Consider the following 25,950-nt stretch of genomic DNA (forward strand, 5'->3'; position numbering starts at 1 on the left):
TTTTTGAGGTGATTATTTATGAAAAGGAAAAGATTTTTTTCACTAATATTAATATTTATAATTATAATGACTTTAGTCGCTTGTTCCAACAAGACAGATTCACCTAAACTCTTAGCCAAGGAAGGGATTATACCATACGAATTATCGGAAAGCGAGAAATATATATTGCAGTCATTTGGTATAGAAGGAAATTCACAAATTATTTCTTTTCATGCACCAAAAGAGGCAATAACTTTATATGTAAATGTTTACAGACTTGGATGTGATGAAAATTGGAACAATATTGGCGGTGGAGGTATTTCAATAGGCGCAGATAGAAAGCCTATTGACCAATTAACTGGAACTTTTACAATGCAACTGAAAGAAAATTATGCGATTGATTTTAATATAAATTCTGGTGGAAGAGCTTCGTTTAAAACAGATGAAATCATACTTGATACAGAAACGATGGTATTTACTAAAGGATTTTTACAAGAATTGCAAAAGATAGAAATCAATAAAGAAATTCCTGTTGCTCTTATGGTTTATGACAGTGGGACAAGTATGAAAAACTACTCTGTTCAAGACTACTTTGAAGCTTCTAAATTCGAGGGAATGGATTTAGTGCAGGTAGTCACATTAACTTTTACTGATAAAGAATTGTAAATCTTGAATTATGAGTATTATTTTAGAATAATAATGAGACACATAATTTATATTATGCAAAGAATCGTTGGAGAAATGATATCGTCACATCTTCTAACACAGTATTTCTGATGTTTTGGAACCTAAGATAAGAGCTATCTAAGGTTCCAAAACATCAGAAATACTCAGTACGTTAGATGCAATTTTAGACTAACAGAGTGACATCTTTAAAGTTTTTTATTTATTTTTTAGAGACGCAATTGTTATATAAGGCGAACCACAGATTATTTATATTAGGAGGTATTAAATTGAGTGAATTAATTTTAGTAAACCCATCAAAGGTTTTAGAAGAAAAAATTCTGGAATACAAACAAGAGTATCTAGACTTTGGGGAAACTAATATCAATGGCAGTTGTGGTCTAGCCCGTTATAATGATTTTGATGAATGGCTTGAAATTGTTCTTTCAATTGAGAAAGATAAACTTCGCAATAATGTTCATGCCAGCACATTCTTTTCTGTAAGAAAATCTGATAATAGAATTATAGGTACTATTCAACTCCGTCACTTTTTAACTGATGAATTAGAAAAACATGGAGGACAAATAGGCTATGGCATTCGTCCAACTGAGCGAAAAAAAGGTTATGGTAAGCAACAATTATTACTTGTTTTAGAAATTGCAAAAGATATGAAAATTCCAAAAGTAATGATTATCTGTGATAAAGATAATATTGCTTCAAGTCAGACTGCGATGAGTTGCGGTGGTATATCAATAGGCAAAAATTTCCATGAAGGTAAAGAACAACAAATGTATTGGATTAACCTCCGCTAATAAGCATAATCTACAGTAAGTTTCTTGCACAATATTCTTTTAATGCGAGTTAGAATTAAAGTTAAAAGAGTAAACTCAGCTTAAAGTGTAGTGGCTAAAACTGCATCTAACAAAACATTCAAGTTCGCTTTGGCTAAATTAGGGTCAAGCCCCGGAAGAAGCTAAAGCACATTCCTTCACCAAGTCAAGTCTGGCTAGGCTCAGGAACGTCTTGAATGCGAGACGTTAGCTGAAATCCTATAGGAAGAGAGTATTAATTTTGGGTGATTGAGAAAGAATTAGAATCGCAATAGTAATTAACTACGAAACATGTACAAATAAATTATACGCAATGAATGGAGTACAAAAGGAAATGGATGTTAATATTTTTATTATTTTATTAAAGTATATGGCAATAAGTGTTTTTATTTTTATTATCATAATCCTTGTATTAATCAACATATATCCACTTTTATTTTATAAGTCTCCTGTAACAAAATTGAAAAGGGATAGATTTGATGTGATAATTATTTTAGGCTTTCCTGCATTACAGGACGGAAAGCCTTCTCCGATAATGAGAGAAAGAGTTATAAAAGCAGTTGAATTATTTAATAAGGGATACGCTAATAACATTATATGTTCGGGTGGAGGAGTCTATAATAAATATATCGAAGCAGATGTTATGGCTAATTTCGCAGAATCATTAGGTATTCCAAATAGTTGTTTGATTAAAGAGGATAAATCAAGAAACACATATCAAAATATACAAAATTCAATAAAGATAATGGAAGATAAAAATTGGTCATCATCAATGGTAGTAACTTCTCCCTGGCATTTAAGACGTTCTAACTATTTTTTATCAAAATTCAATATTACATATCAAATGGAGAAATCTGACTATCCAAGAGAATTCTCTTATCTTTATATTATTGCTATATATATGTGGGAAAATTATGTAATGACCAAAACTAAGATAAAAAGACACTGATACTATACTGTTTCACATTTTTCTTATATAGTCTAATAAAAATGAGTTTTAGGTAGTGATGATTGCAACTTTAGTCCTGTCGGACTCAAGCTAACAATGCATCCAAGTTCGTTGTGGCTGTAATGGGTCAAGCATTCGAAGAAGCCACAACACATCAGCCAGCAAAACCAAGTCAGAATTTTAAAAATCTAACATAAGAGCTATGTAAAGTTTTTCAAAATTCTTGTAGTGCTGGCTGACGTCTTGGATGCGCAACGTTACATGAAATGTCTTATGAAAGAATGCGGCAGTTGAAAGCTAATAGAAGGTTATTAATGCTCCTATGCATACGTATGCTGGATTATGAAGAAAGCTTTCCTTTTGCAGCATAGTTATGAGGTAAATTAGATTGGAGAAATAAAGAACATCAGAACATATTCATCAAGGGATTTGGCGGAGGTAGCAATTGAAAGATTCAAGAAATTACCTAGTTTAAAGTATTATCTGGACGACTTTTATATTGATGAATATGTAATAGATAAGAACAATTGGAGTAAGGACTTCGTCGAATTCTCTTCTCAGAGGGATTTGTATACAAAGCTACTATAGAATATTTGTTCAGGGGCGTTTTGTGTCTTGTGGTCAAAGAGCAAGAATAGATGTAGGGAAACCTTTGGAACATGTAAGCGAAGTAAGTCAAAGGAAAGTACCACTGATTAGTATAAACCGTGTGAGCCTGGATTAGAGAAGGTCATCTACATAGACCAGATGCGATAAATCTACGTTTTTTCGGTTTTCACGTATAAAATAATAGCTTAAGCAATAAAGTTGCAATGAAGAAAATTAATACAATAAGCAATATGGGGGTGTTTAAATGGGGTTGTTATCAGATTTTAGACTTTCTGTGATTGAAAAAAATCTGGGTGTATATGGCATTCATGTTTATCAAAACGGAAAAACGCTGGCGGAGCATCGATTCCGCAACAATGATAGAGAAAATCTCTATTCCGCATCGAAAACTTTCGCATCCGTCGGAATTGGTATCGCGGAAAGCGAAGGTCGTTTCCTGTTATCGGATTATGTGTTGGATTTTTTTCCGGAATACAAAGATATGGCCTATTTAGGTTCTGAAAAAATAACTATTCGACATTTGTTGCAAATGAGTTCTGGACATATGTTCGAGGATTTCAGCCAATATAATTCTAAAGACAGAGCAGAACTTTTCTTTATCTCAGAGATGAAAAAAGAAGCTGGTTCAAATTTCTATTATGAGGATTTATGTACATACATGCTTGGTAGGCTTGTAGAAAAAGTGAGTGGAAAAACAATGCTGGATTATTTAAAGCCTCGTTTGTTTGATATGTTAGAAATTGTAAATCCTCAATGGAATACCTGTCAGCATGGACATACGTCGTGCTCAGGTGGCTTGTATCTGAATACTGAGGAATTTTCCCGCATTGGGATAACCTTACTGCAAAATGGCATATACAAGGATAAGCAAATTGTTCCTGCTGACTATGTAAACCTCCTGCATTCTGATTGGGTCGATACCACATCCAAAAACGATGCCGAAACCAGAGGTGGTTACGGTTATCAGGTTTGGAAATGCACGCCTCCGAACACTTATCGAGCGGACGGTATGTATGGTCAATTGTGTGTCGTTATAACTGATTATAACGCTGTCATTACGGTCACCTCACACAACGAAATTGAACACAAGGATATCTTGCGCGCAATGTGGAGCGATATTCTTCCAAATTTGTAGGATGAAAAGACTGGCTTTGGTCGGGTTTTATAAGTTTTTTGCTAACAACAGTGAATATGTTCTAAAGAAGGTCTAATGATGATAAAAGTATGATCTTCAATTAAGCTCCAATGTAACCTTACTCAACGAACCACAATCCAACACAAAGGAATAATATCACTATGGTCTCACGAAACAACTCACTAGGACTAAAATTGATTATAAAAGCAATGTATGGAGGAAGAAATGATAAAGGGTTCAAAAGTAATTTTATTTGATATGGGTAATACATTATTACATTTTCATTTTGGAAAAAATGATGAAGAAAAAGATACTACTGGGATAAACTACCTCACAAATTTTCTTAAGCAATATAATTGCAAAGTTGAGTTTGACGATGTAAAGAAACATTTTTTTGATAAATGGCAAAAAGTTATGACTTTAAGAAAAATTAACCATACAGAATATGCAGTAGAAGATTATTTAAATGGCTTTTTAAGAAAATATGATGTGGAGCTAGATTTAGATATGTGCATAAGAGCACTAGATATTTTTTATACAGAATATAGGAATAATGTTTGGATTGAGGAAAACATTCACCAAACACTAGAAAATATCAGACAAAAAGGATATAGAATTGGTGTTATTTCAAATTCAAGCCTTTATGATGAGGTCATGATTAATTGTTTTAAGAAAGTTGGACTAGCTAAGTATATAGACATATTTACATTTAGTTATTATCTAAAAATATGTAAACCTATGAGACAATTATTTGAAGTTGCTTTGGATAGAATGAAAGTTAGTCTGGAAGATGCCATAATGGTAGGAGATAATCTTCGAAGTGATATTGAACCAGCACAAAAACTAGGCTTAACTGGAATATGGTTCAATAAAAATTTTACTTTAAATGATACTGATATTATACCTGACAATGAAATATTTAAGTTGAAAGAATTGATAGATTTACTATAGTACGAGCGTTGTTTTAAACTTCAGCTAACAGAGGCTTATCAACATCGGCAAGAAATAATATAGGGAAAGTCCGACATTGCTAAGCCTCAAAACGTTATAGGACATTCTTGACAAATAGTAGTTGTATTCAAAAATATAGGGGTGACAAGAGAATGGAAATAAATAAATACCTTGAACGAATAGAAGTAAATTCAAAAATAGACGTGAATTTAAGTTCATTAAGATTAATTCAAAAACAACATTTATTGACAGTACCTTTTGAAAATCTTGATATACATTTATATAATCATCTAAAAGTAGATTTAGATTCTTTATATTCCAAAATAGTAAACCAAAATCGTGGTGGGGTTTGTTATGAGTTAAATTTGTTGCTATATTATTTATTAAAGAATATTGGATTTAATGTTAAAGTTTTAGGTGCAAAAGTCATGGATCAAAATGGATCCTTTTTTGATCACATGCTGTTAATAGTAGAACTATATGATAAAAAATATCTTGTTGATGTAGGATATGGTGATAATTTTTTAGAACCTTTAGAATTTAAAGAAGGTATTGTTCAAAAGGATAATAAAGGGTTATTTAAAGTAGTAAAGATTGATGATATTCATTTTGAGTTGAAGAAGTTTTCACAGGAAATTAATGACTATAAAATTGAATATACATTCAAAAATGAGGAGAAAGAAATAGATGATTTTCAAAATAGAATAGATTATTTTATTCATAGTAAAGAGTCAATTTTCAAGAAAAATTTATTTTGTTCGCTTGAAAAAGAAGATGGAAGAATTTCATTGAAGCATGATAAGTTTCTACTAACTCAAAATGGTATTAAGAGAACAGAAAAAATTATTTCATCAAACCAATATATTAAGTGCTTAAATGAAAGGTTTAATATTAAGCTAGATTTAGTTCAACAGGAAAAGATTAAAAAATGCTGTGAGTATAAAAAAGCTTGATAAAATCAAGTATATCCTATAACAATATGTTTCTGCAAAGGGTTCCTAGAGTGAACATCCAGAGTAGGAGAGTCAGCACCACATTCCACAGCTAATCGAGTCCGCCAGCCTTCTAACCTAAAATAAGAGCTATCTAAGGTTAGGAAACTACCTGTAACGCTGGGAAACGTCGTGAACACGAACCGTTATATGAAACCCCAATACTAAGTTGGGAGATAAATGGAGGTAACTAAATGAATTTAAATATCATTAAGGCAGAACAAGAACATCTTATTGATTGTAAAACTGCCTTACAAAATTCTGATTTAGGAAGGATTTACTTTCCACAAGAAAACAAGACAATTCAGGCTATAAATGAAGGTATTACAAAACAAGAAATATTTGTTGCATTAATCAATGAGGGTTTATGCTTGGGGTTTTTATGGTATATTCAAAATGGTGCATTTCATAGTTTCCCATATTTACATATAATCGCAGTTAAAGAAGAGTTTAGAAATCTTGGTATAGGTAAGGACTTGCTAAGTTATTTTGAGATGATTTTAGCTAAAAGTACAAAGGTTTTTCTAGTAGTTGCTGATTTTAATCCAAAAGCTAAGTTGCTATATCAGAAAGTTGGCTATAAGGAAGTTGGTGTAATACCAAACTTATATAAAGGTGGCGTTACTGAATACTTAATGATGAAAGAATTACAATAAGTAATAAGGATTTAAATATTTGTATAGAGGTAGCATAAACATGGTTCGAAGCATTGAGGTCTCCTAAAGTAAGAAGTTAGTGATAAACATACAGATGTAGTAGTGAACTGGCTCATTAGAAGAGCAGCTATAAGGTATTTGAGAAAAGAACCATGATTTATTGATATTTATTGTAAGCTACCGTATTGGGGCTTTATATAACAAGTTGTTACCAACATTCATTCAGCCTCATGAATGAATAAGTAAGATAGTTACAGAGCTGAATGAACGTTGGCAATAACGAGAACGTTAGTATGCCAAGCGAAGCTTGGAACTTCTGATATGGTGAAAATCTATATAAGACAAGGGTTAGCCAACCAACTTTATAGAGTGTTGCGTTATGTCTGGCGATAGTCATGGTGAAGTGTACATATAAGCAGTGAACTAAAAGTCAGCTTTTTGACTTTTATGTGAATAGCTTAGTTTTTTATCAGAGAATTATATAGACCATATTGGATTTCTACCTAATAAATTTGCAATTTCATTAAATCGCAATCCTTCTTTTAAGCATTGTTCGATGTAATTACGGTCTTCTAGATTTAGATTCTTACGGTTGCCACTAGTCATTTGTTCTTTCATATGTAAACTCCTTCCTAGTACAGGTAGGCAACCTAACCTTTATTATACTAGGAATTCGTGCAGAACTTAATGTCCTTTTTAATATAAAGAACCGTTAAATTACTTTTTCATTTAACTTTATTTTTTAAAACATAACACACCTCCATTTCAATAAATATGAAAAAAGTTGAACAAACAGAACGCTTTTATGAAAATATGTTTGAAATGCAAAAAAGGCAACTGACGGGTTGTAAATCTCACCAGTTGCCTAATGTTTTACTTATAAAAATAGCTGTCTCCTATTCATTGATTTAACTTAATGATAATGATTTTGTGACACACCTTTTTTAACTTTAGGGTGGTAGATAGAGCGTATCTATTTAAAAAAATATAACTTGGATAGAAAAAAATCGAAAATATATAAAGAACTAAAAAAGTAAAAGATAAAATGATAAAACAATTATTTGCTTTTTAATAGACTTTGGAATATCAATAACTAATTTACCCAGTATTCTGTAGCAGATACCCATGTTGAGCCAGTATTAAGTTTATAAAATCTATTTACTGTATCATACCAGCCGTCCATTATGCGCATATAACTACCACCGCTACTAGAATATTCTCTCCAACCTACACTAAGAATCCAGTGCCAAGAGAAAAGACCGTCAGCCAATAATATTCCACAAGGACGATCGTTTTTAATAGCACTTTTTATTCCTGAAAAATTACTAACACTACTATAGCTTAATGTACATCCCCTATCTTTGAAATATTCTTTTGCATTTCCCGCAATCATCATAACTGGTCCGTTTCCAACAATCTTATGGACCGCTTTAAATGTATCCAGTCTGCTGTTATTTATTTTTAAATTAGTTTCACCCCTTTTAGCAAAATACAATGCTAAATTAGTTACTGCTGTTGCTCCACAATGATTGTTTGCTATATCATCAAATTCATCCATAATCGCCCAATCTGTAGTCGTAGCAGATAAAATTGTATCAGAAGTATAAGATCCTGATGGCATATCATCTAAATCTATGAAACCGTAGTCACCGTCTCCGCGCATCATGTTTTGATGTTCTAAAAGGGATTGTTTATATTCATTATGTTGATTTGCTAATGTAGGATTTTTTTCTTTCAGATCCGGATAATAATCAAACAAATCGTTTGAATTTGATGATTTCTGTAATGTAGATTCAGTGCTTGCATTATAAATATCGACAGGGTTGTTATAGATAATGTGAGGATTGGATACTGTATTTAATATCTCTTCAATAATTTTATTGTTACCTTCACCAAACTCAATAACAGTAGGGTTATCAATATTATTGTTAACAACAGCATAACCAGTTGGAGAAAAAGAAGCATAATATGCAACCGTTTCTCCTGAGCTATTGAACAAAGGAACTGTTTGATTTAGATAAGTGTTTTCTGATATGCATTCTTCTGTTGCACTTTCTGAATTTAAATATGAACCAGCTGCAATTATTACATCTAAAGTATCCATTTCATTAGATACTGATTCAGTAGCAAAAGCTCCAGTGTTGATACTAAATATCATTGCTATACACAGTATTGTCGAAATAGTTTTTTTAAACATATACTTTCCCTCACTTTCGATTTTTTTGTTCTTATAATGTTAAAACTGTCGTAACTTTTTAGCACTGTCTGGTAACTTAGGTTGATGCACGAACATCATACAAGTTGTGTTAACATTTAGAGCTGTAACTAGTAATGCTAAACTCGCCAATGTAGAGCCAAACTTAAAAATCATTCGATTCATCAGCAATCCCCCCTTTCCCTCTTAATGATTTATATTTTACCAAAAATATTTTAATAAAACTGGACAATGGAGTGAACGGTAGCTCTGCTTGTAGTGAACGGTAATAGTGTCGTACTTACCATTCTCTACATCATTGACTACTATTCACTACATCATGTGGAAAAAAGACCGCATATACGATATAATGGTTATACTATAAAGGGAAAATAATGGAAAAATATTTCGGATCACTAAAGGGGGATATGCAAATGATAAATATTGCAATATGTGATGACGATAAAGCGGTATGCTCTCAAATAGAAAACATTCTTTTAGAATATTCTAGTAGGGCTTACTTGAAAATTGAGCCGAGTGTGTTTTTCAGTGGCGAGAGCTTATTGGATTTCTTAAATCAGGGTAATTCGTTTGATTTGATTTTTCTTGACATTGAGTTGGAACGGATAAATGGTGTTGAGGTTGGCAGAAAAATACGAAAAGTATTTAGAAATTTCAACATTGAAATTGTATATATTTCTGGCAATGACGGTTATGATAGGCAGCTATTTGATGTTCAACCCTTGCATTTTATACCAAAGCCGATTATTCCATCCATTGTCATTGATGACTTGAAGTTGGCATTAAAACGTACTCAACGAACCGGCGGTTTCTTTAAATACCAAAAATGTTACGATATATACAAAATTCCAATTGGAAAAATTATATATTTTGAAAGTCTAAATCGTGAAGTCAAAATTGTAACCATTGATGATGAGGATTCTTTTTATGGCAGTTTAGAGAATGTTGCGTTGAGAGTTTCTAAGTATCAGTTTCTTCAAATACATCGTTCTTATTTAATTAACTACAAGCATGCCACTATATTGCGATATTCCGAAGTAGTTATGTCAAATGGCAAAATATTGCCAATTAGCAGAACAAAACGGCAAGAACTTCGCAATTTTCAGATGAACGAGGAGTAAGGAGACAGTTTCTATGGCATTAGAAAAATATGGCATTATTTATACCCTTGGAAACTTGTTTATGGCCTATGTCATTTATAAATATATACATATTTTTTACGCTGAATGCAAGATTAATGCGCATATAGAGAGAATAGCATATCTTGGATATTTTGCTGTCATTACACTAACCCATATTATTTTTAAAATACCTTTACTTGTGTTTTTTACCAACATGATAATCATATTTCTTATTTCACTTCTATATGTCGGAGGGATAAGAAAAGCTGTACTTTCATCTGTAATTATATGTTTTTCCCTAATGTGTGTTGAAACTATTATTGCTTATCTAACCAGCTTTATAACACTAAATCCAATGGCACCCTTTGAATACAAATTTACATTTGGAATTATAACTATTAGAATTGTATCTTATGCTTTCGTACTTGTGGTAAACAGATTTAAGAATATTAGAAAAGAATATTCTATGCCAAATGTATATTGGTTGAATTTAATAACCGTTCCAATAGGGACAATTATAATGTTGTTTGCAATTTTTGCTGGCGGTTCTATTTCGAAAAGCTTAATGGTAATCTGCATTATAAGTGCCTTGTCTATAAACATATTTACATTTTATCTGTACGATAAAATTTCTGAGTTGTTGGTTTCACAAATGAATGAGCGCATTATGGAGGAACAAAACCGCTATTATAAATATCAAGTACAGATGATGAAATCTACTCTTGAAAATATGCGTGTACTTCGCCATGATTTGAAAAATAAACTTTCTCCCCTGTATGGGCTAGCGAGTGCCGGAAGAAGCGAGGAACTGGCAGCACAGCTTGCGGAACTGACTGATATTTGCTGTATAAACAAGGAATATTCAAATTCAGGGAATAGCACTATCGACAGTATTATCAATTTTAAATTGCAACAGGTGGAAGCAGAGGGGATAGCAATTACTACCGATATTTTTGTTCCCAGCCAACTATCTATTGAAACTTTTGATATTGCAGTAGTTCTCGGCAATCTGATTGATAATGCCTTGGAAGCAGTAGTAAAAGCAGAGAATCGCTGGATTGATTTAAAAGCGAAATACTCTAAGGGGCGGCTGGTTATCAAAATTGTCAATTCCTACGATGGGGTGGTTAAAAAGACAGACAATCACTTCTATTCACGAAAGGAAGATACGGCAAACCATGGAATGGGACTTAAAAGTATTCAGGCTGTGTTGCAAAAATATGATGGAGCTATGCAGATAAGCCATAACGAAAAAGCTTTCAAAGTCAAATTATTAATGTATTGTAATAGTGTTTTTTAGGAGGGACTAATGAAGCATTTTGCGCATGTACTTACGGATAAGCTTATAAAGTGGAAAATTGTGAAAGATGAGGATCGAGAAATATATGTTTATGGTTTTTGGCAAGGAGCTATTTTGGTTTTCAATTTTGCTACGGTTGTTATTATAGGATTGCTTTTTAATATGATGTGGCAAAGCCTTGTTTTTACAGTAGCTTACGGCTTATTGCGGACAGCAGCTGGTGGGTACCATGCGCGCACACAACGAAACTGTTACTTTCTGTCGATTATGCTGATTGTAGCCGTTCTATGTACGCTAAAGTGGCTGCCATGGAATAATTTAACCTGTATTGCATTCCTGATACTATCTGCATTCATTGTGTTTTTTCTGGCTCCTGTAGAGGATCAGAATAAGCCGCTGGACGAACTAGAACAAAAGGTTTATAAAAAACGTTCTCGCATCATCTCACTTTTACTCTCAATCTTGACTATACTGTTTATTGGAGCAGGACAAAGACAGATAGCAAATTGTATTGCTATATCGATTTTAGCGTCAACCATTATGTTGATATTGGGTAAAGTAAAAATATTATGCAACATACATAATTAAACATCATTGATTAAGGGCTTTTGCATAATAGTTGAATAAGCTATGGAGAAAGAGCTGCCCTTTATGCATTGAAAAGGAAAAAGTAGAATCCAACAAATCCGCTACAATGGTATAATTAAGTTATGCCAAACTAACATGTTAGATTTTTGAAAAAGATAATCAATTTATTACTTCATAACATATCTTAATAATGATAGCATAAAAATTACTAAGTAAGAATTTCAAGGAATAATGAGGAGGAACTATGAAACAAAAAAGAAACATATATGTGATTATTGAGATCATTATTTTAGCAGTGGTCGCACTATTAGTATTTACAGTTTTGAATACAGAATATCTATTTGAGTGGGCAGCTCATAATTGGAAATTCTATTTTATTTTAGTGGTAATTGTTCTATTGCTGATTTTCTTAAATAAACAATTAATTTCAGCATTTATGACTGCTGGAATTGTCGTTGGCATTTTTGTTGGAAACTATCTTGGAAAATTAATAAAAGGACTCAATGAAGCGAAGATTGTTGAAGGCATGAAGGCAGAAGAAGTATACAGACTTCATCATAATCCAGGATTTGAAATTTGGATTGGCATAATTCTTTTGTCTATTATAATTGGGATTATTACGCAGATTGCTGCTACTAGGAAACGTATGAAACGGTAGATTCAAACCTGCAAGGATGATTGTGAGCATAAACAGAAGCTGATGAATCCAATTTGAGATAAAAGTGATTTCCAAACTACATCCAATAATATCGAATGGTTTAAGAAAGGAAGAGGAATATTTTTCATTCAATAAAGATGCAGGGATGTTTGCATGTCCGAAAGGACATTTAGCAATAAGAGTTGCAAAAACTGGTAAGAAAAGAGAGACCAATAGAAATCAAGTAATGACCTACTATTTTGATGTAGAGAAATGCAAAACACGTTTACAGCGAGAAGGTTGTTACAAAGAAGGAGCTAAAACAAAAATATATTCTGTATCAATCAAGTCGGACTTGCATGAAAATCATAAAGAATTTCAGGAAACTGCTTACTTCAAAGAACATTATCGGGAGAGGTACATGATTGAGGCGAAAAATAGTGAACTTAAAAGCAGGTATGGTTATGGTGTTGTGAACTCATCAGGCCCCTTTGGCATGCAGATACAAGGGGGTATATCAATATTTACAGTGAATATCAAGAGGATATTGACAATCCTAAGAAATAAATAAGAGTTGCAATAGCAAAAAGCACATCAGTATTTTCACGATTAATTTGAAAATATTGATGTGCTTTTAAATTTTACCTAAATAACTGACTAAATTAGCTTATTTTTCAGCAGCCTCATATTGTTAGTAGTGTTTATTGTAATCAAAAAATTACTCGATTGTGGTATAATGTGTAATTAGTGGAAAGAATCTATAAGCAGAAATTCTCGAGCAATGGTTCGGGAATGCAATAGTTAGCTGACATTGTGAGCTGTTTATTAAAACATCGAGGAGGTATTTACAATGAGAAGAAAAGTGATAGTTTATATAGCCACAAGTTTGGATGAGTATATAGCTACTGAAGATGATTCATTAGATTGGTTATTTAAGGTGGAAGGAGAAGGCGATAATGGGTATTCGGAGTTCTATGACACTATAGATACAATAGTTCTTGGTAGAAGAACCTATGATTGGATCATGAACGTAGAGAAAGAGAATTTCCCCTATAAGAATAAGAAGTGTTATGTATTCACTAAGTCAAGATATGAACCTAATAATAGTGTAGAGTTTGTTGATGGCGACATAGTTAGATTTATAAACACATTAAAGGGTGTTGAAGGTAGAAACATTTGGATTGTTGGTGGAGGAGACTTACTATCCTATTTTCTTAAAGAGAATCTTGTGGATGAGTTTATAATAAATATTGCACCTACCATTATTGGAACAGGAATTCCTTTGTTCAATAAACAGAACATTGAAATAGAGTTAGAATTAAAAAGTATTCGGCGGTTTAATCAATTTGCAGAACTTCACTATGTAAAGAGGCAAAGTGATAACAACTAGAGTGAATGCTTATTTCCGCTCACAACATGAGCTAACAATAGATTAACAACATCTCTTCACCGGGAGCGAAGCTCCACCAAGGAGAATTCCTTTGAGGTCCGGTTCAGAGACATCGCTAATCCGAAACGTTAGATGAAATTGACTCATTCATTACGAGGTACTCCTTTTAGGAAAAATAATATAGGAAGGTGTAGGTTGTGGAAAATGTATTATATTTAATTAGAGGGCTAATTATTTCTATTGCTATACTCATAGCATTAATCATTTGTATTATTTTTATAGCAAGACTAATTAATTCAAATAAAATTAAAATTATCTCTAAAAATGGAGTACAACAAAATTTATATGTTGAAATAGGTGAGATTAAGCAATATATACAGATTCGTGGAGAGAATGAGAATAATCCAATAATTTTGTTCTTACATGGTGGACCATGTAATCCTAATGCTTATATAGCACCTTATTATCAGAAAGCACTTGAGCAAGACTACACATTTGTTAATTGGGACCAACGTGGTAGTGGAAGAACTTTTTTTGAAAATCCTAATATGAACTTTGAAACAGATATTTCTCCTGATATTCTGATAAATGATATTGATGAAATAGTATCCTATTTAACCAATAGATTTGGGCAAAACAAGATTATACTTATGGGGCATTCTTGGGGAACTGTTCTGGGTACACAATATTGTTTGAAATATCCTGAAAAAGTATCTGCCTATATAGGTATTGGACAAAATATCAATGCTATGAAGGGAGAAGAGTTAGCTGTTAAAACAGCAATTGATATGGCACAATCAGATGGTAAAATAGAATATATAAAAGAATTGCATGATACTTGGAATAAAGTATCCCAACAAAAAAATATTAATCTAGAATTCATGACGAATTTTATTGAAATGCGTAAGCTCATAGCCCAATATCTCACTTGTAATGAGGAAATGTCACTTGTAAAAATAATGTGGTTATATTTGACTTCTTCTGAGATGTCACTAAGAGATTTAAAATTCTTTTTAAAGAATAGTAATTTAAAGAATCGTTTTCAATATGCAGTAATGCTAGATGAATACGTTTTTTATAACTTTGATTTGAATGAGTATTCAAAGAACTATCAAGTTCCAGTATATTTCATTTCCGGTGATAGTGATTGTATACCTCCACATATAATGATTGAGGAATATTTCAACTCTATAATAGCTCCTGATAAAGAGATATTTTTAATAGAAAAAGCAGGGCATTTACCTTTCCTTGATAATCCCGAAGCTTTTTGTAACGTTGTAGGAGAAATATTAAAAGTACGATTAAACATAAGTTAAAAAAATGTGAAGGTAAAAGCTTCAAAGATGAATGAGTCAACATCATCTAGCAAAATGTTTCCGTTCGCTACGCACATTCTTTCATCGGGTGCGAGCACCGCCAAGAAGAAGGGCTCTGTGGGTCCGATTCAGGAACGTTTCGAGTGCGAGAACGTTATGTGACATTGCACATTAGTTTTTGAAAATAGATTTTTTATAGGTTTTGGAGGAGATATTTATGAATACAAAAGATGTAGTGCTACGAAATGAAACTGTATCAGATTATAGAACGGTTGAAGAATTGACTAGGGAAGCTTTTTGGAATCTCCATGTTCCTGGATGTAATGAACACTATCTATTACATATCATGAGAAAAGCTGATTCATTTATTCATGAACTTGATACTGTTGCAGAAGTAAATGGGGAAGTCGTCGGTAATATTGTTTACACCAAAGCTAAAATTGTTGATGATAATGGTTTCTATCACAATGTGATAACTTTTGGTCCCATTTCAGTTCTCCCTATATCTCAAAGGAAAGGAATTGGTGGCATATTAATAGAACATACGAAGGCAAAGGCAAAAGAGCTTGGTTACAAAGCAATACTTATTTACGGTGACCCAGACTATTATTGTAGATTTGGCTTTACCGCTGCAAAAGACTATAAAATTGGTACATCTGATAATATGTATGCAGCTGCGCTACAGGCATTGGAATTATATCCTGAAGCCTTGTCTAACATAAGTGGTCGTTTTTTAGAAGATAAAATTTATGATATAGATGAAAAAGCAGCTAAAGAATTTGATAAAGAATTTCCTCCTAAAGAACTGCTCAGTGATCTTCCAACACAAATAAGGTTTAGTCAATTAGTGAAAATGAGGGTATCAAGATAAGGCTATTGAAAACTTCCGTGTGCAACATCACATTGGATTGTCAACACTAAATTAGACAGTTTTTATAAGGTTATGATTTTTAAATTGTCTAGGACTTAGATATCCTAGAGTTGAATGAATTCTAAAATTATTAAACCAATTAACATAATCTGCTAACTTCAACTCAAGTTCTTCTAAATTCTCAAAGCAATAATTCTTAGTAAACTCAGTCTTAATTATTTTAAATGTAGCTTCAGCTACAGCATTATCATATGGACAACCCTTCATACTTAGAGAACGTTTGATTTTAAAAGTGTCTAGAACTTCTTCAATGAGTTTATTTTTGAATTCATTACCTCGATCAGTATGGAACAAAGTAATAGAATCTAATCGAGTTTTGACACTAGCAAAGGCTTGATACACTAGATTAGCATCTTTGTTAGTGCCAGCACTATAACCTATAATCTCTCTATTAAAGAGGTCAATTAAAAGACATACGTAATTCCAGGTATTTTTAACCCTAACATATGTTAAATCGCTTACTACAACTGCATATGGTGCTTCAGTGCTAAATTTCCTATTTAGCTTATTTGCTACATTAGATTCATTGCATTTACTTACATGGGGCTTATACTGAGCAACGGTATAGTTTGATACTAACCCATTAGCTTTCATTATTTTACCGATTTTCCTTCTTGAAACTATAATTTCTTGTTTCTTAAGCTCTATCTTGATTTTTCTAGTGCCATAATTATTTCTACTAGCTTTAAAGATTTCTATAACCTTGGGTGTTATCTCATCAGTTGATTCTTTAGCCTTAGATTCATAGTAATAGGTACTTCTAGAGATTTGTAAGACTTTGCACATTGCTGATACACTGTATTTGTGGGCATTATTTTTTATCACATTTACTTTCGTCCTAATATCAGCGCCGCTTGCTTTAAAATATCATTCTCCATTTTCAGCTTTTGATTTTCTTTTCTTAGATTATTAAGTTCAATTTCTTCTGGGGAAAGATTATCCTTTTCCTTAAAGGAACCTGTTGTTTGACTTCTTTTAATCCAGGTATTAAAGGCAGTTGGCGTTAAATCGTACTCTTTCATTATCTCTTGTTTGGGTTTACCACTTTCATAAAGCTTTACCATTTGAGCTTTAAATTCATCAGTATAGGTTCTTCTATCTCTTTTAGTCATATAAACAGGTCTCCTCTTTATTTAATATTATTTAAAGTTTACATGACCTTATTTTTATTGTCTAGTTAATTGTAGCCGATCCAGTTGTAACTTTACCTCCTATGATGGTTATTTTGTCACAGGTGTATGGCGATGAAGAACATGCTCCGTATGAGGCATGGAGAAATATTTTAAATTGGTCAAAAAACAATGTTTCAATAACAGAATCTAAGTATTATGTTTTTAATAATTATAATATTAGAAGAAAAAATATACGTAGATATTATATTGCAATGGTATCTTGTATGGTTAAGCCAAATGAGCTTGAGACAGGGCTATCTTTACAGATTTTAGAAGGAGGTAAATACATATGTGCTAGATGTAATTTTACTACTTTGCCAAATACATGGGAGAAACTTATAAATTATATTAACATTAATAATATGAAAGTAAATCCAAAGCTTAAATGGCGTGAAGAATGGCATATTAAAGATAATAAACTTAAATCTAATAGTAACCCTGAAATAACTATTTATTGCCCAATAAAATAGTGGTGTATAAGGGGCATAGGGGAAACTATATATAACAATATGTTTAGCGTAAAGGTGCGCAGAGGATTGTTTTTTTAGGTCATTGCGCACCACATCTTTTCGCTGGGTGCAAGCACCTATTATAACATCCGTAACGTTCTAGTGCTAGTCTATTAGAGAATGATTTTATAATTATTATTTATTGAGCATTTAAATAGAATTAAACAAGAATAAATATTATTTGTAAGGGGACGTATTAAATGAAGAGATATATTATCTGTAGGCAAAGGAAACTCTATAGAAGGAATATTATTGATGATTGAAAAAACTGAGATTACAAAAGACAAGGCTATTATTGAAGGATCAAAATTTCGTTCAGGTATAGGTGCCATCGGAGTGAAATGTGAACTTATCCTTAAAAATAACATATGAGAACTAATAGAAGCAAAAATGACATGGATTAGTTAAGGCTTTAATGCAGACTATGAAAAATGAAATTTGTGGATTTAGGGTTAGTGGTTTGGAGCCATCATCTAACAAAACGTTTGCACAAGGGTGTACTAAGGGACAAGTCTAGGGCGTTGTGCACCATACCTTCTCACTAGGTGCGAAGCTCTATTAAGAGGTATTCCTATGGGGTTCAGTTCGAAGGTGTTGCAAATACGAACCGTTAGGCAAAAACTAAAAAAGGCAGGGTCGATAAATGAAAGAAGTTATTAGTACATATCAAGAAAAATTAGATAAGATTTTTGATATAAAAGAGAGAAAAACTAGGTTTAGATGTAAAAGAGATCATAGATTATAGACCTTTGAATAGGGTAACATTTTATGCAACCGGAAGTAGATATATTTCATTGCTTGAGCATAGCCAACCAAGATTAATAGAAGATATAGAACAGTTATTTTATGAGATGAATAAGGAAACTTTTTAGACTTCGCCTAAGCCAGCTAATGGTTGTCAAGGGTTTTTTGAAAAAAAGTAGAATATAGTAAAAATAGGCATAACAAATAAACCTATAAAAAATAGGTTTTAAAAATGCTACTGCATGATAAGAATCAAGTAATAATTAATGATTTAAATTAAATGTTTTACCGCTTTCAGCCACCAAGCTAAGAGCTAGTTAGGTGGCTGAAACAACGGAAATATGAACCGTTATAGGAAATGATGATATCGGGGCTATTCATTGGTGTTTGTATGAATAGAAAGCAATAAGATACGGAGTTGCAGAATAATGTGTAATAAAGATTATTTGTATAATTGGAGGATTAGCAGATGATTAAAATTAGAGAATTAACGGAAGTGGATATGCAACAAGCTATAGAATTAAAGATTTTGTGTTGGACAGAAGAGTTAGCTGGTAAGGCTGAAAACACGCTTTCTGTTTCGCAAGAATTGGACTTTTGGGTAGATTGGATGCATACAGCCGAAGAAAACAATGATATACGTTTGTTGATTGGTGCGTTTGAGAATGATAAGATGCTTGGCGTTGCTTTTGGTAGTTTTGCGGAAACTTTTGACATACCCGAAAAAGGGATAGAACTGAATGGCCTCTGGGTATATCCTGACCAGCGAAATAGGGGAATTTCTCTCATGATGATTATCTATATATTAGATTTTTACTTAGCGAAGGGTATGGAAAACATGGTTATCTATAACCCTCATTATGCACCATCAAATCGATTTTATCACAAATTTGGTGCACAGGTAGCCAAACAGGAATATCAGATGGATTGTAGACTTTTGGTAGATGTCTTTTTGATAGATATGTTGTCAATGAAAAGGAAATTGGAGCATTCGCTGAAAAAATATATATAGGAGTATGAGAATAATCTGTATAAAAAGTAATTTTCATTATTCTTATTTTGTGAAGAATTATTGGGGGAAAAAGAGTCATCACTCCTATAACAAAGCATTTAGGGATAGGGTGCACGGAGGCACGTATTTGGGGTAGTACAGGTGCACCACATCTCTTCATCGGTAGCAAAGCTCCACCAAGAGGAAGGGTTTTGGGGCCCGATCCAGAGACGTCGCAAATGCCAACCGATAGATGACATTGAGTACTATTGTATTATAAGAAAAATATATACTAATGAGGTGATTAAATGGATAAACGATTGACATTTAACGAAGATGAAAAGAATTATGATAAGTTTAGACCTACATATTGTAAAGGATTATTTGATGCTATAATTGATTATTCGGGACTTGATGCAACTAAGAAAGCTGTTGAGATAGGGATAGGTACTGGGCAAGCTACTACACCTATCTTAGAGACTGGTTGTTCAGTTACAGCAATAGAATTAGGGGACAGATTAGCTACATACTCAAAGAATAAATTCAGTACCTATGATAACTTTTCAATACATAATATTTCTTTTGAAGACTACATATATACTCCAAACAGTATTGATTTGATATATTCAGGAACAGCTTTTCATTGGATACCACAAGAAATAGGGTATCCAAAAGTTTTTGATATGCTTACAAGTGGTGGTACTTTAGCTTTATTTTGGAATAGACCTTCAGGAAGGAAAAATAGTGCCCATAAAGCAATACAATCTATTTACAAAAAGTATATGCCTACTGCTAATCTAGTTAAGGACAATCAAGAAAAATACAATATGATAATGGATACAATCAGAAAATATGGATTTATAGACTTACAGTTTAAGTTGATGCATCAAACAAGGAGTTTTAATGCAGAAGACTATGTTTCACTACTCAATACATATTCAGATCATCGTATACTCTCAAGTGATATAAAGGAATCATTTTTTAATGAAATAAAATTTGCAATTAATAGGTTTGGTGGTTGTTTTAAAGTGTATGATACAATAGATTTATATTTAGCGAAGAAACCTTAAATTATTTTATAACTAAAGTAGAGTAGTTTACGGTAGATTCCGTGCTTAACATCATCTAATAATGTGTTCCCATTCGTTCCGGACAAGGTAATCTTTTTGGTGAAAGCTCTCCACACATTCCTCAACCTTAGATAAGAGCTATCTAAGGTTGAGGAATGTCGGGAACATGAGAATGTTGCGTGGTTGCTCGTTCATGGAGACTTTTGTTAGAGATGGACATGTTGTTTTTAAATTTATAATTGTAAAATATTTCAAAACAAGTGATTCATTTAACTCAAGTGGATGATTAACTATGTATATAATGAAATTTTTGAGGAGGTATAGAAATGAATAACTGTGAATTCAGATCAATTACTATCAATGATATGCCTGTAATGACTGATTTACTAATAGGCAGGCAAAATATTGAGAACAAGGTACTTCCATTCCTGAAAAACAGTTGCCTTAATGTGAAATATATTACGGATAAGCTTGAGAAATTGTTCGTCAATAGCAAAGTTATTGGGATAGGTGCATTCGCTAATGATGAACTAGTAGGTTATATAATGGGAGAGATAAAGATTGATAATAGGAGGGGCAGGTATGCATGGGTTCCCTATGAGGGGATTGCGATCAGAACGGATCAATCATCTGAACTCATAAGGTATCTATATGCGAAGGTTTCAGTTCTGTGGCTTGAACAAGGTTGCTTCAGTCACTATACCTTAATACCTATTGTAAACCAGGTGTACTATGAGGCATTTCTGCAATTAAGCTTTTCTATTGAGCAAGTACATGGTGTAATGAACATAGAAGAATACAAACCTTTTGAAAATGTAGCTGATGTAGATATCAGATTTGCTAATAAAATGGACAGTGAAGTAATGGGCAAAATGTCCAGCATAATCTCTAAATTTCAAAATTCTGCACCTGTGTTTATACCAGCCTTCCCCGAAGTTTTAGCGAGAATAAAGGAAGCTTTCAAAGGGTTGGTAGAGGAAGATGATGTTATCGTTCTTATTGCAGAAAAAAATATGAAGGAATTAGGATTTCAAGAATATGAAATTATTACCCCAAATTTGATGACACCTGATGATGGAATAGAGCTATGTACGGCGGGCACTTATTATTCCCAAATGGGAAGTGGCATTGGTAAAAAATTAATGAATGAAGGATGCAAAATTATAAAAGAAAAGGGATATGGCAACATAACAACAGATTGGAGAATAACCAACCTTGTTTCTTCAACATTTTGGCCTAAGTGTGGATTTAAGCCTGTAGCTTACAGAATGGTTAGGTTCATTGACAGTAATTATGCATGGGCAAACTTTAATAACCCGAGTATTAAGCAGTTATAGTAAATTCAATTAGCTAACTGTTTTTAAAAATTATAAAAAATTAAATATTTGTGCCTTTTTCTATGAACATCAGTATTATGGCATAATTCTTATATATTGAGATACAAATATTTAAGAGGCAGGCATTTGTTTCAGTGTGGCTTCGTGGGGCACTATCCATCCTATAACAAAACACTCAAGTTCGCTTTGGCTATATTGGGTCAAGCTTTTGGAGAAGCCAAAGCACATTTCTTCACCGGCGAAAACACGCCAAGGGGAATCCCTTTGGGGTCTGGTTCAGGAACGTCTTGAGTGCGAAAACGTTATATGTAATTTTGGAAAAATAGAGTGATAGCCTAAAGATTTTTAAATTGAAGATTTATAAAGATATTGGAGCAGGTAATACCTACTTTTCTTTTTGATGAAGGATAATTATTGTTATTTTAATGGTATTAATTATAAAATGGATATATGGCTTGTTCGTTTTTGTAAAGACGGCTAAGTGATGATTATTTATATTAAGTGAGGTGATTACATGTCAAAAAGTAACGATAGATTATTTGATTTTGAATCCGTAGACACAGAAAATATTCACGCTATTTTCTCTAAATACAATAGCCGACTTCTAATTCAAAATATAGCTCCAATTACAGACGGAATGAGTACAAGCAATTATATGGTTGAAGCGAGCAACAAAAAGTATTTACTTAAAGTTTATCCTAAAAACAATGACCATAGCTATATTGAAATAGTAGCTTATAAGCACTCTCACTCTATTATTAAAGTACCCGAGGTACTACATTTTGACAACAGTAAAACCATAATTGATAATACATATGCGATTTTTCAATACATTGACGGATTGACATTGAGAGAGCATGTGGCCAAAAACAAAGGGTTTTCAAACAATGTTGCCTATAAAATCGGAAGTATGCTTGCGTTATTACATGGAAAGGAATACGCTTGTACGGCATTATTAAATGATGATTTATGTATTAAGAAACAAATAACACCATTTAAAAATCAATATAAATTCTTTCTTGATGGAATTCCGGGAAAACATTTGAACGAAATAGTAAAACGAGATTTAGAACATTTCATTGACGCTAATCGCCACTTAATAGAACGAATATCAGAAAAAAATGTATTCTGTCATGGCGATTTTATCCCTTCCAATATCCTTATAGACGTTTATGATACACCATGGTTTATTGATTTTGAATATTGTTTTTCCGTGCCGTGTTACTATGACATTGGAAAACTTTTTAGAACAAGAGAGAATTATTCTGAATATATAGATGACAAAACAAAAAGCGATTTTTCCGAGGGATATAACGCTATGAGCCAAAGGACATTACCTGAAGATTGGTATAAGCTATCAAAAATAGCGGATATAGTAGTAATGTTGGCACTGATAAATAGGGAAAATATTCCACGTGGTTGGATTGATGGAATTGAAGAAGAAATCATCGTGACAATGAATCTGTAGTGATGTGAGTCCAATCAAATGAGCATAATCTATAGTACATAATATTCTTATTCTACGAAACAAATTTAAAGTAAGCCAGAGGAGACTCAGCTTAAAGAGTAGTAGCTAAAACTACATATAACAAAACATTCAAGTTCGCTTTGGCTAAATTAGGTCAAGCTTCTGTAGTAGCCAAAGCACATTCCTGAGCCAAGCCAAGACTGGCTAGGCTCAGGAACGTCTTGAATGCAAAACGATAGATGTAATTTCTGTTTTTGTCTTTGATATAATGGGAACTTAAATATCTCCCTCTATAGCGGAGTAGAATTAAGGTAAGAATAAATTTCGAACCATATTTCTGTAGTAAAATCTTCAGTAGAAATATAGTGAACATAATATGTTGGATGGATGCCGTGTAGCGGCGCTAAAAATAGACTAAAAAGAATTTGTATTAAGAAAAATTAAGGAGGAAGATTCATGGACAATTGGTTTACAATAGATCAAGTTGACAAAGAAACTTATATCATCAGCGAATATCGCCACTGGGAGGAAACGCATTGTTATCTTCTGAAGGGCTCTAAATACAGTCTGCTAATTGATACCGGGCTTGGAATCTGTAATATTCATGATAAAGTCATCAAGTTGACTGACAATCCAATTACCGCAGTAGCAACCCACATTCACTGGGATCATATTGGAGGGCATGAGTACTTTCCTGACTTTTATGCTCATGAAGATGAATTGAATTGGCTTAGCGGAGAATTTCCTCTGACAATGGAGCAAATCAAAGATATGGTGGCTGACCGCTGCGATCTGCCAGAGGGGTATGATGTAGATAAATATAAATTTTTTCAGGGAACTCCAACAAGGGTTCTGAAGGATAATGATATATTAGATATTGGTGACCGCTGTATTCAGGTTCTGCATACACCAGGCCATTCGCCGGGACATATGTGTTTTTGGGAAAAGGAGAGAGGTTATCTTTTTACAGGTGATTTGGTTTATAAAGATACCCTATTTGCCTACTATCCTTCCACTGATCCTGAGGCGTACCTGAATTCTCTGGAGCGGGTGTCGGGGTTGCCGGCGAAACGTGTGTTTCCAGCACATCACACTTTGAATATTCAGCCTGAGATTCTGATAAGAATGTGTGACGCTTTTCGGCAGTTGCGAGATGAGGGAAAACTGCGTCACGGTAGCGGAACATTTGACTATGGTGACTGGGCTGTCTGGCTATAGTCGATAATATCAAAGTAAAATACTAGTGTTGGTTGGAAATGTTAGATAGATTCATGCTTTTGGTAGAAAACGGTTATTTAATATTTCAAAACAGAAACTGCATCTAACAGTGTGTTCCCAACATTCATCAGCGTCTTGGACCGAGCTGCGTAAGAGCTGATGAACGTCGGGAACACTCGAAACATTAGTACGCCAAGCGAAGCATGGCATTACTGGTAAGGTGAAGGCTCTTACATGAAAAGGTCTAGCCAACCACACCACTATCGAGTGTTGTGCCGTTATCAGTGGCGATAAAGGTAAAGCGTACACATAAGCAGCGAAATAAAAGTCAGCTTCTTGACTTTTATGTGAGTCGCTTAGTTTCTTCATCAGAGAATTATATAGACCATAAGGGAGACCGTAATCCCTGAAGCATATTCAGTCCCGTAAATCGTGTAGGGCTTGATTATCTACTTCTATGATATACATACATTGAGGCACAAAAGGAGAGATCCAGACACAGACTATGATGGAATCTAAGGTAAGTAGATAAAGAGCTATCAAAGCAGATGACGACGTATTTAACGTTACGAAAGTCAATATAAAAGAATTGCTAAAGATAAGATTCTAAAGAGTCTGTCATGGTCAGAGCACACTGATAGATATACTAAAAATTGGACCTGATGAGATAATAGACGAAGCTGACCTCAAAATTCAAGTAAAAAAGTTATATCGAAAAATGAATAAAGTATTAAAGGATAGAGAAAAGACAATTATCGAGCGAAGATATGGCTTAGCAAACAGAGGCTGTAAAACACAACGAGAGATAGCAAACATGCTAGGAATATCTAGATCATACATTAATGGGTTATATAATAATCTAAACTTGATGATATGTTGTGGTATAATCTAAACCAGCTAATGGTTGTCAAGGGTTTTTTGAAAAAAAGTAGAATATAGTAAAAATAAGCATAGCAAACAAGCCTATAAAAAAATAGGTTTTAAAAATGCTACTGCAAGGTAATAATCTATATTAACTAATGGCTTGAATCAAAAAAACTTTTGCTTTTTAAAATGCCATAAATAATCCTTAATAGTTTATTACAAGTAGCAATAATAGCTACTTTAGAAGGCTTTCCTTCAGCTATTTTTTTATCATAATAAGCTCTTAATGTAGTATTTGCATATCCACTAGACCTT

Annotated in this window: 26 protein-coding genes and 2 pseudogenes; 23 read left to right on the forward strand and 5 right to left on the reverse strand. The window is 33.0% G+C overall.

Going from position 1 to position 25,950, the window contains the following annotated elements:
* Positions 1 to 18 precede the first annotated feature (18 nt).
* From HNR33_RS21185 to HNR33_RS21220, 8 genes are all read left to right on the forward strand, one after another.
* Entirely contained in the window at positions 19 to 645 is a 627-nt protein-coding gene (locus tag HNR33_RS21185) for a hypothetical protein (protein ID WP_429087590.1), read from the forward strand.
* A gap of 287 nt (positions 646 to 932) precedes the next feature.
* Positions 933 to 1,454: a GNAT family N-acetyltransferase gene (locus tag HNR33_RS21190; protein WP_429087592.1), complete on the forward strand. Its 522-nt coding sequence runs from the start codon at positions 933 to 935 to the stop codon at positions 1,452 to 1,454.
* A gap of 331 nt (positions 1,455 to 1,785) precedes the next feature.
* Positions 1,786 to 2,421: a YdcF family protein gene (locus HNR33_RS21195; RefSeq protein ID WP_429087594.1), complete on the forward strand. Its 636-nt coding sequence runs from the start codon at positions 1,786 to 1,788 to the stop codon at positions 2,419 to 2,421.
* A 396-nt stretch (positions 2,422 to 2,817) separates the two neighbouring features.
* Positions 2,818 to 3,009, forward strand: a complete 192-nt coding sequence (locus tag HNR33_RS21200) for a DUF7336 domain-containing protein (RefSeq protein ID WP_488167846.1) — start codon at positions 2,818 to 2,820, stop codon at positions 3,007 to 3,009.
* Positions 3,010 to 3,274: 265 nt separating this feature from the next.
* Complete coding sequence (locus HNR33_RS21205) at positions 3,275 to 4,165, forward strand: serine hydrolase domain-containing protein (RefSeq protein ID WP_429087596.1); 891 nt, start codon at positions 3,275 to 3,277, stop codon at positions 4,163 to 4,165.
* A gap of 225 nt (positions 4,166 to 4,390) precedes the next feature.
* Entirely contained in the window at positions 4,391 to 5,116 is a 726-nt protein-coding gene (locus tag HNR33_RS21210) for an HAD family hydrolase (RefSeq protein ID WP_429087597.1), read from the forward strand.
* Between the two features lie 152 nt (positions 5,117 to 5,268).
* The gene (locus HNR33_RS21215; RefSeq protein WP_429087599.1) at positions 5,269 to 6,069 is read left to right on the forward strand and encodes an arylamine N-acetyltransferase family protein; all 801 of its coding nucleotides are present in this window, start codon (positions 5,269 to 5,271) and stop codon (positions 6,067 to 6,069) included.
* 233 nt (positions 6,070 to 6,302) lie between these two features.
* Positions 6,303 to 6,764 carry a GNAT family N-acetyltransferase gene (locus tag HNR33_RS21220; protein WP_429087601.1) on the forward strand — a complete coding sequence of 154 codons (462 nt, stop codon included), beginning with the start codon at positions 6,303 to 6,305 and terminating at the stop codon, positions 6,762 to 6,764.
* Between the two features lie 477 nt (positions 6,765 to 7,241).
* Here the strand turns inward: HNR33_RS21220 and HNR33_RS21225 are convergent, their stop codons facing one another.
* From HNR33_RS21225 to HNR33_RS21235, 3 genes are all read right to left on the reverse strand, one after another.
* Positions 7,242 to 7,382: a helix-turn-helix domain-containing protein gene (locus tag HNR33_RS21225; RefSeq protein WP_429087604.1), complete on the reverse strand. Its 141-nt coding sequence runs from the start codon at positions 7,380 to 7,382 to the stop codon at positions 7,242 to 7,244.
* 475 nt (positions 7,383 to 7,857) lie between these two features.
* Positions 7,858 to 8,961 carry a hypothetical protein gene (locus tag HNR33_RS21230; RefSeq protein ID WP_429087606.1) on the reverse strand — a complete coding sequence of 368 codons (1,104 nt, stop codon included), beginning with the start codon at positions 8,959 to 8,961 and terminating at the stop codon, positions 7,858 to 7,860.
* Positions 8,962 to 9,000: 39 nt separating this feature from the next.
* A complete protein-coding gene (locus HNR33_RS21235; RefSeq protein WP_429087608.1) occupies positions 9,001 to 9,144 on the reverse strand; it encodes a cyclic lactone autoinducer peptide in 144 nt (47 codons plus the stop codon).
* Positions 9,145 to 9,392: 248 nt separating this feature from the next.
* Between HNR33_RS21235 and HNR33_RS21240 the strand changes: the two genes are divergently transcribed.
* From HNR33_RS21240 to HNR33_RS21275, 8 genes and pseudogenes are all read left to right on the forward strand, one after another.
* The gene (locus HNR33_RS21240) at positions 9,393 to 10,100 is read left to right on the forward strand and encodes a LytR/AlgR family response regulator transcription factor (RefSeq protein ID WP_429087610.1); all 708 of its coding nucleotides are present in this window, start codon (positions 9,393 to 9,395) and stop codon (positions 10,098 to 10,100) included.
* Positions 10,101 to 10,113: 13 nt separating this feature from the next.
* Complete coding sequence (locus tag HNR33_RS21245; RefSeq protein WP_429087611.1) at positions 10,114 to 11,400, forward strand: sensor histidine kinase; 1,287 nt, start codon at positions 10,114 to 10,116, stop codon at positions 11,398 to 11,400.
* 9 nt (positions 11,401 to 11,409) lie between these two features.
* The gene (locus tag HNR33_RS21250) at positions 11,410 to 11,988 is read left to right on the forward strand and encodes an accessory gene regulator ArgB-like protein (RefSeq protein ID WP_429087613.1); all 579 of its coding nucleotides are present in this window, start codon (positions 11,410 to 11,412) and stop codon (positions 11,986 to 11,988) included.
* Positions 11,989 to 12,232: 244 nt separating this feature from the next.
* A complete protein-coding gene (locus tag HNR33_RS21255) occupies positions 12,233 to 12,646 on the forward strand; it encodes a hypothetical protein (RefSeq protein WP_429087615.1) in 414 nt (137 codons plus the stop codon).
* A gap of 67 nt (positions 12,647 to 12,713) precedes the next feature.
* Positions 12,714 to 13,196: pseudogene (locus HNR33_RS21260) on the forward strand (transposase); the annotation flags it as partial.
* 279 nt (positions 13,197 to 13,475) lie between these two features.
* Positions 13,476 to 14,015 (forward strand): dihydrofolate reductase family protein, encoded by a 540-nt coding sequence (locus tag HNR33_RS21265; protein WP_429087617.1) that lies wholly within the window; start codon positions 13,476 to 13,478, stop codon positions 14,013 to 14,015.
* A 197-nt stretch (positions 14,016 to 14,212) separates the two neighbouring features.
* The gene (locus HNR33_RS21270; protein ID WP_429087619.1) at positions 14,213 to 15,331 is read left to right on the forward strand and encodes an alpha/beta fold hydrolase; all 1,119 of its coding nucleotides are present in this window, start codon (positions 14,213 to 14,215) and stop codon (positions 15,329 to 15,331) included.
* 217 nt (positions 15,332 to 15,548) lie between these two features.
* Entirely contained in the window at positions 15,549 to 16,202 is a 654-nt protein-coding gene (locus HNR33_RS21275; protein ID WP_429087621.1) for a GNAT family N-acetyltransferase, read from the forward strand.
* Between the two features lie 51 nt (positions 16,203 to 16,253).
* Here the strand turns inward: HNR33_RS21275 and HNR33_RS21280 are convergent.
* Positions 16,254 to 17,374 (reverse strand): IS3 family transposase gene (locus HNR33_RS21280; protein WP_429087623.1). Its coding sequence is split into 2 segments (ribosomal slippage): positions 16,254 to 17,125 and positions 17,125 to 17,374, totalling 1,122 coding nucleotides; the frame shifts between segments, so codons are not numbered across the junction.
* 68 nt (positions 17,375 to 17,442) lie between these two features.
* On the opposite strand from HNR33_RS21280, the gene HNR33_RS21285 reads away from it, so the two are divergent.
* The 7 genes from HNR33_RS21285 (at position 17,443) to HNR33_RS21315 (ending at position 25,663) form a co-directional block, all read left to right on the forward strand.
* Complete coding sequence (locus HNR33_RS21285; RefSeq protein WP_429087643.1) at positions 17,443 to 17,904, forward strand: effector binding domain-containing protein; 462 nt, start codon at positions 17,443 to 17,445, stop codon at positions 17,902 to 17,904.
* Positions 17,905 to 19,156: 1,252 nt separating this feature from the next.
* Positions 19,157 to 19,699, forward strand: a complete 543-nt coding sequence (locus HNR33_RS21290; RefSeq protein ID WP_429087626.1) for a GNAT family N-acetyltransferase — start codon at positions 19,157 to 19,159, stop codon at positions 19,697 to 19,699.
* A 287-nt stretch (positions 19,700 to 19,986) separates the two neighbouring features.
* A complete protein-coding gene (locus HNR33_RS21295; protein ID WP_429087628.1) occupies positions 19,987 to 20,748 on the forward strand; it encodes a class I SAM-dependent methyltransferase in 762 nt (253 codons plus the stop codon).
* 326 nt (positions 20,749 to 21,074) lie between these two features.
* Positions 21,075 to 22,085, forward strand: coding sequence for a GNAT family N-acetyltransferase (locus HNR33_RS21300; RefSeq protein WP_429087631.1), 1,011 nt, complete (start codon positions 21,075 to 21,077; stop codon positions 22,083 to 22,085).
* Between the two features lie 514 nt (positions 22,086 to 22,599).
* Positions 22,600 to 23,553 (forward strand): aminoglycoside phosphotransferase family protein, encoded by a 954-nt coding sequence (locus tag HNR33_RS21305; protein WP_429087634.1) that lies wholly within the window; start codon positions 22,600 to 22,602, stop codon positions 23,551 to 23,553.
* A 456-nt stretch (positions 23,554 to 24,009) separates the two neighbouring features.
* Entirely contained in the window at positions 24,010 to 24,771 is a 762-nt protein-coding gene (locus tag HNR33_RS21310) for an MBL fold metallo-hydrolase (protein ID WP_429087636.1), read from the forward strand.
* A gap of 718 nt (positions 24,772 to 25,489) precedes the next feature.
* The gene (locus HNR33_RS21315; RefSeq protein ID WP_429087639.1) at positions 25,490 to 25,663 is read left to right on the forward strand and encodes a sigma factor-like helix-turn-helix DNA-binding protein; all 174 of its coding nucleotides are present in this window, start codon (positions 25,490 to 25,492) and stop codon (positions 25,661 to 25,663) included.
* A gap of 124 nt (positions 25,664 to 25,787) precedes the next feature.
* Here HNR33_RS21315 and HNR33_RS21320 read toward each other — a convergent pair.
* Positions 25,788 to 25,950: pseudogene (locus HNR33_RS21320) on the reverse strand (IS110 family transposase); the annotation flags it as partial.

The sequence above is a fragment of the Brassicibacter mesophilus genome, assembly GCF_050433385.1.
Lineage (GTDB): Bacteria > Bacillota > Clostridia > Tissierellales > Proteiniboraceae > Brassicibacter > Brassicibacter mesophilus.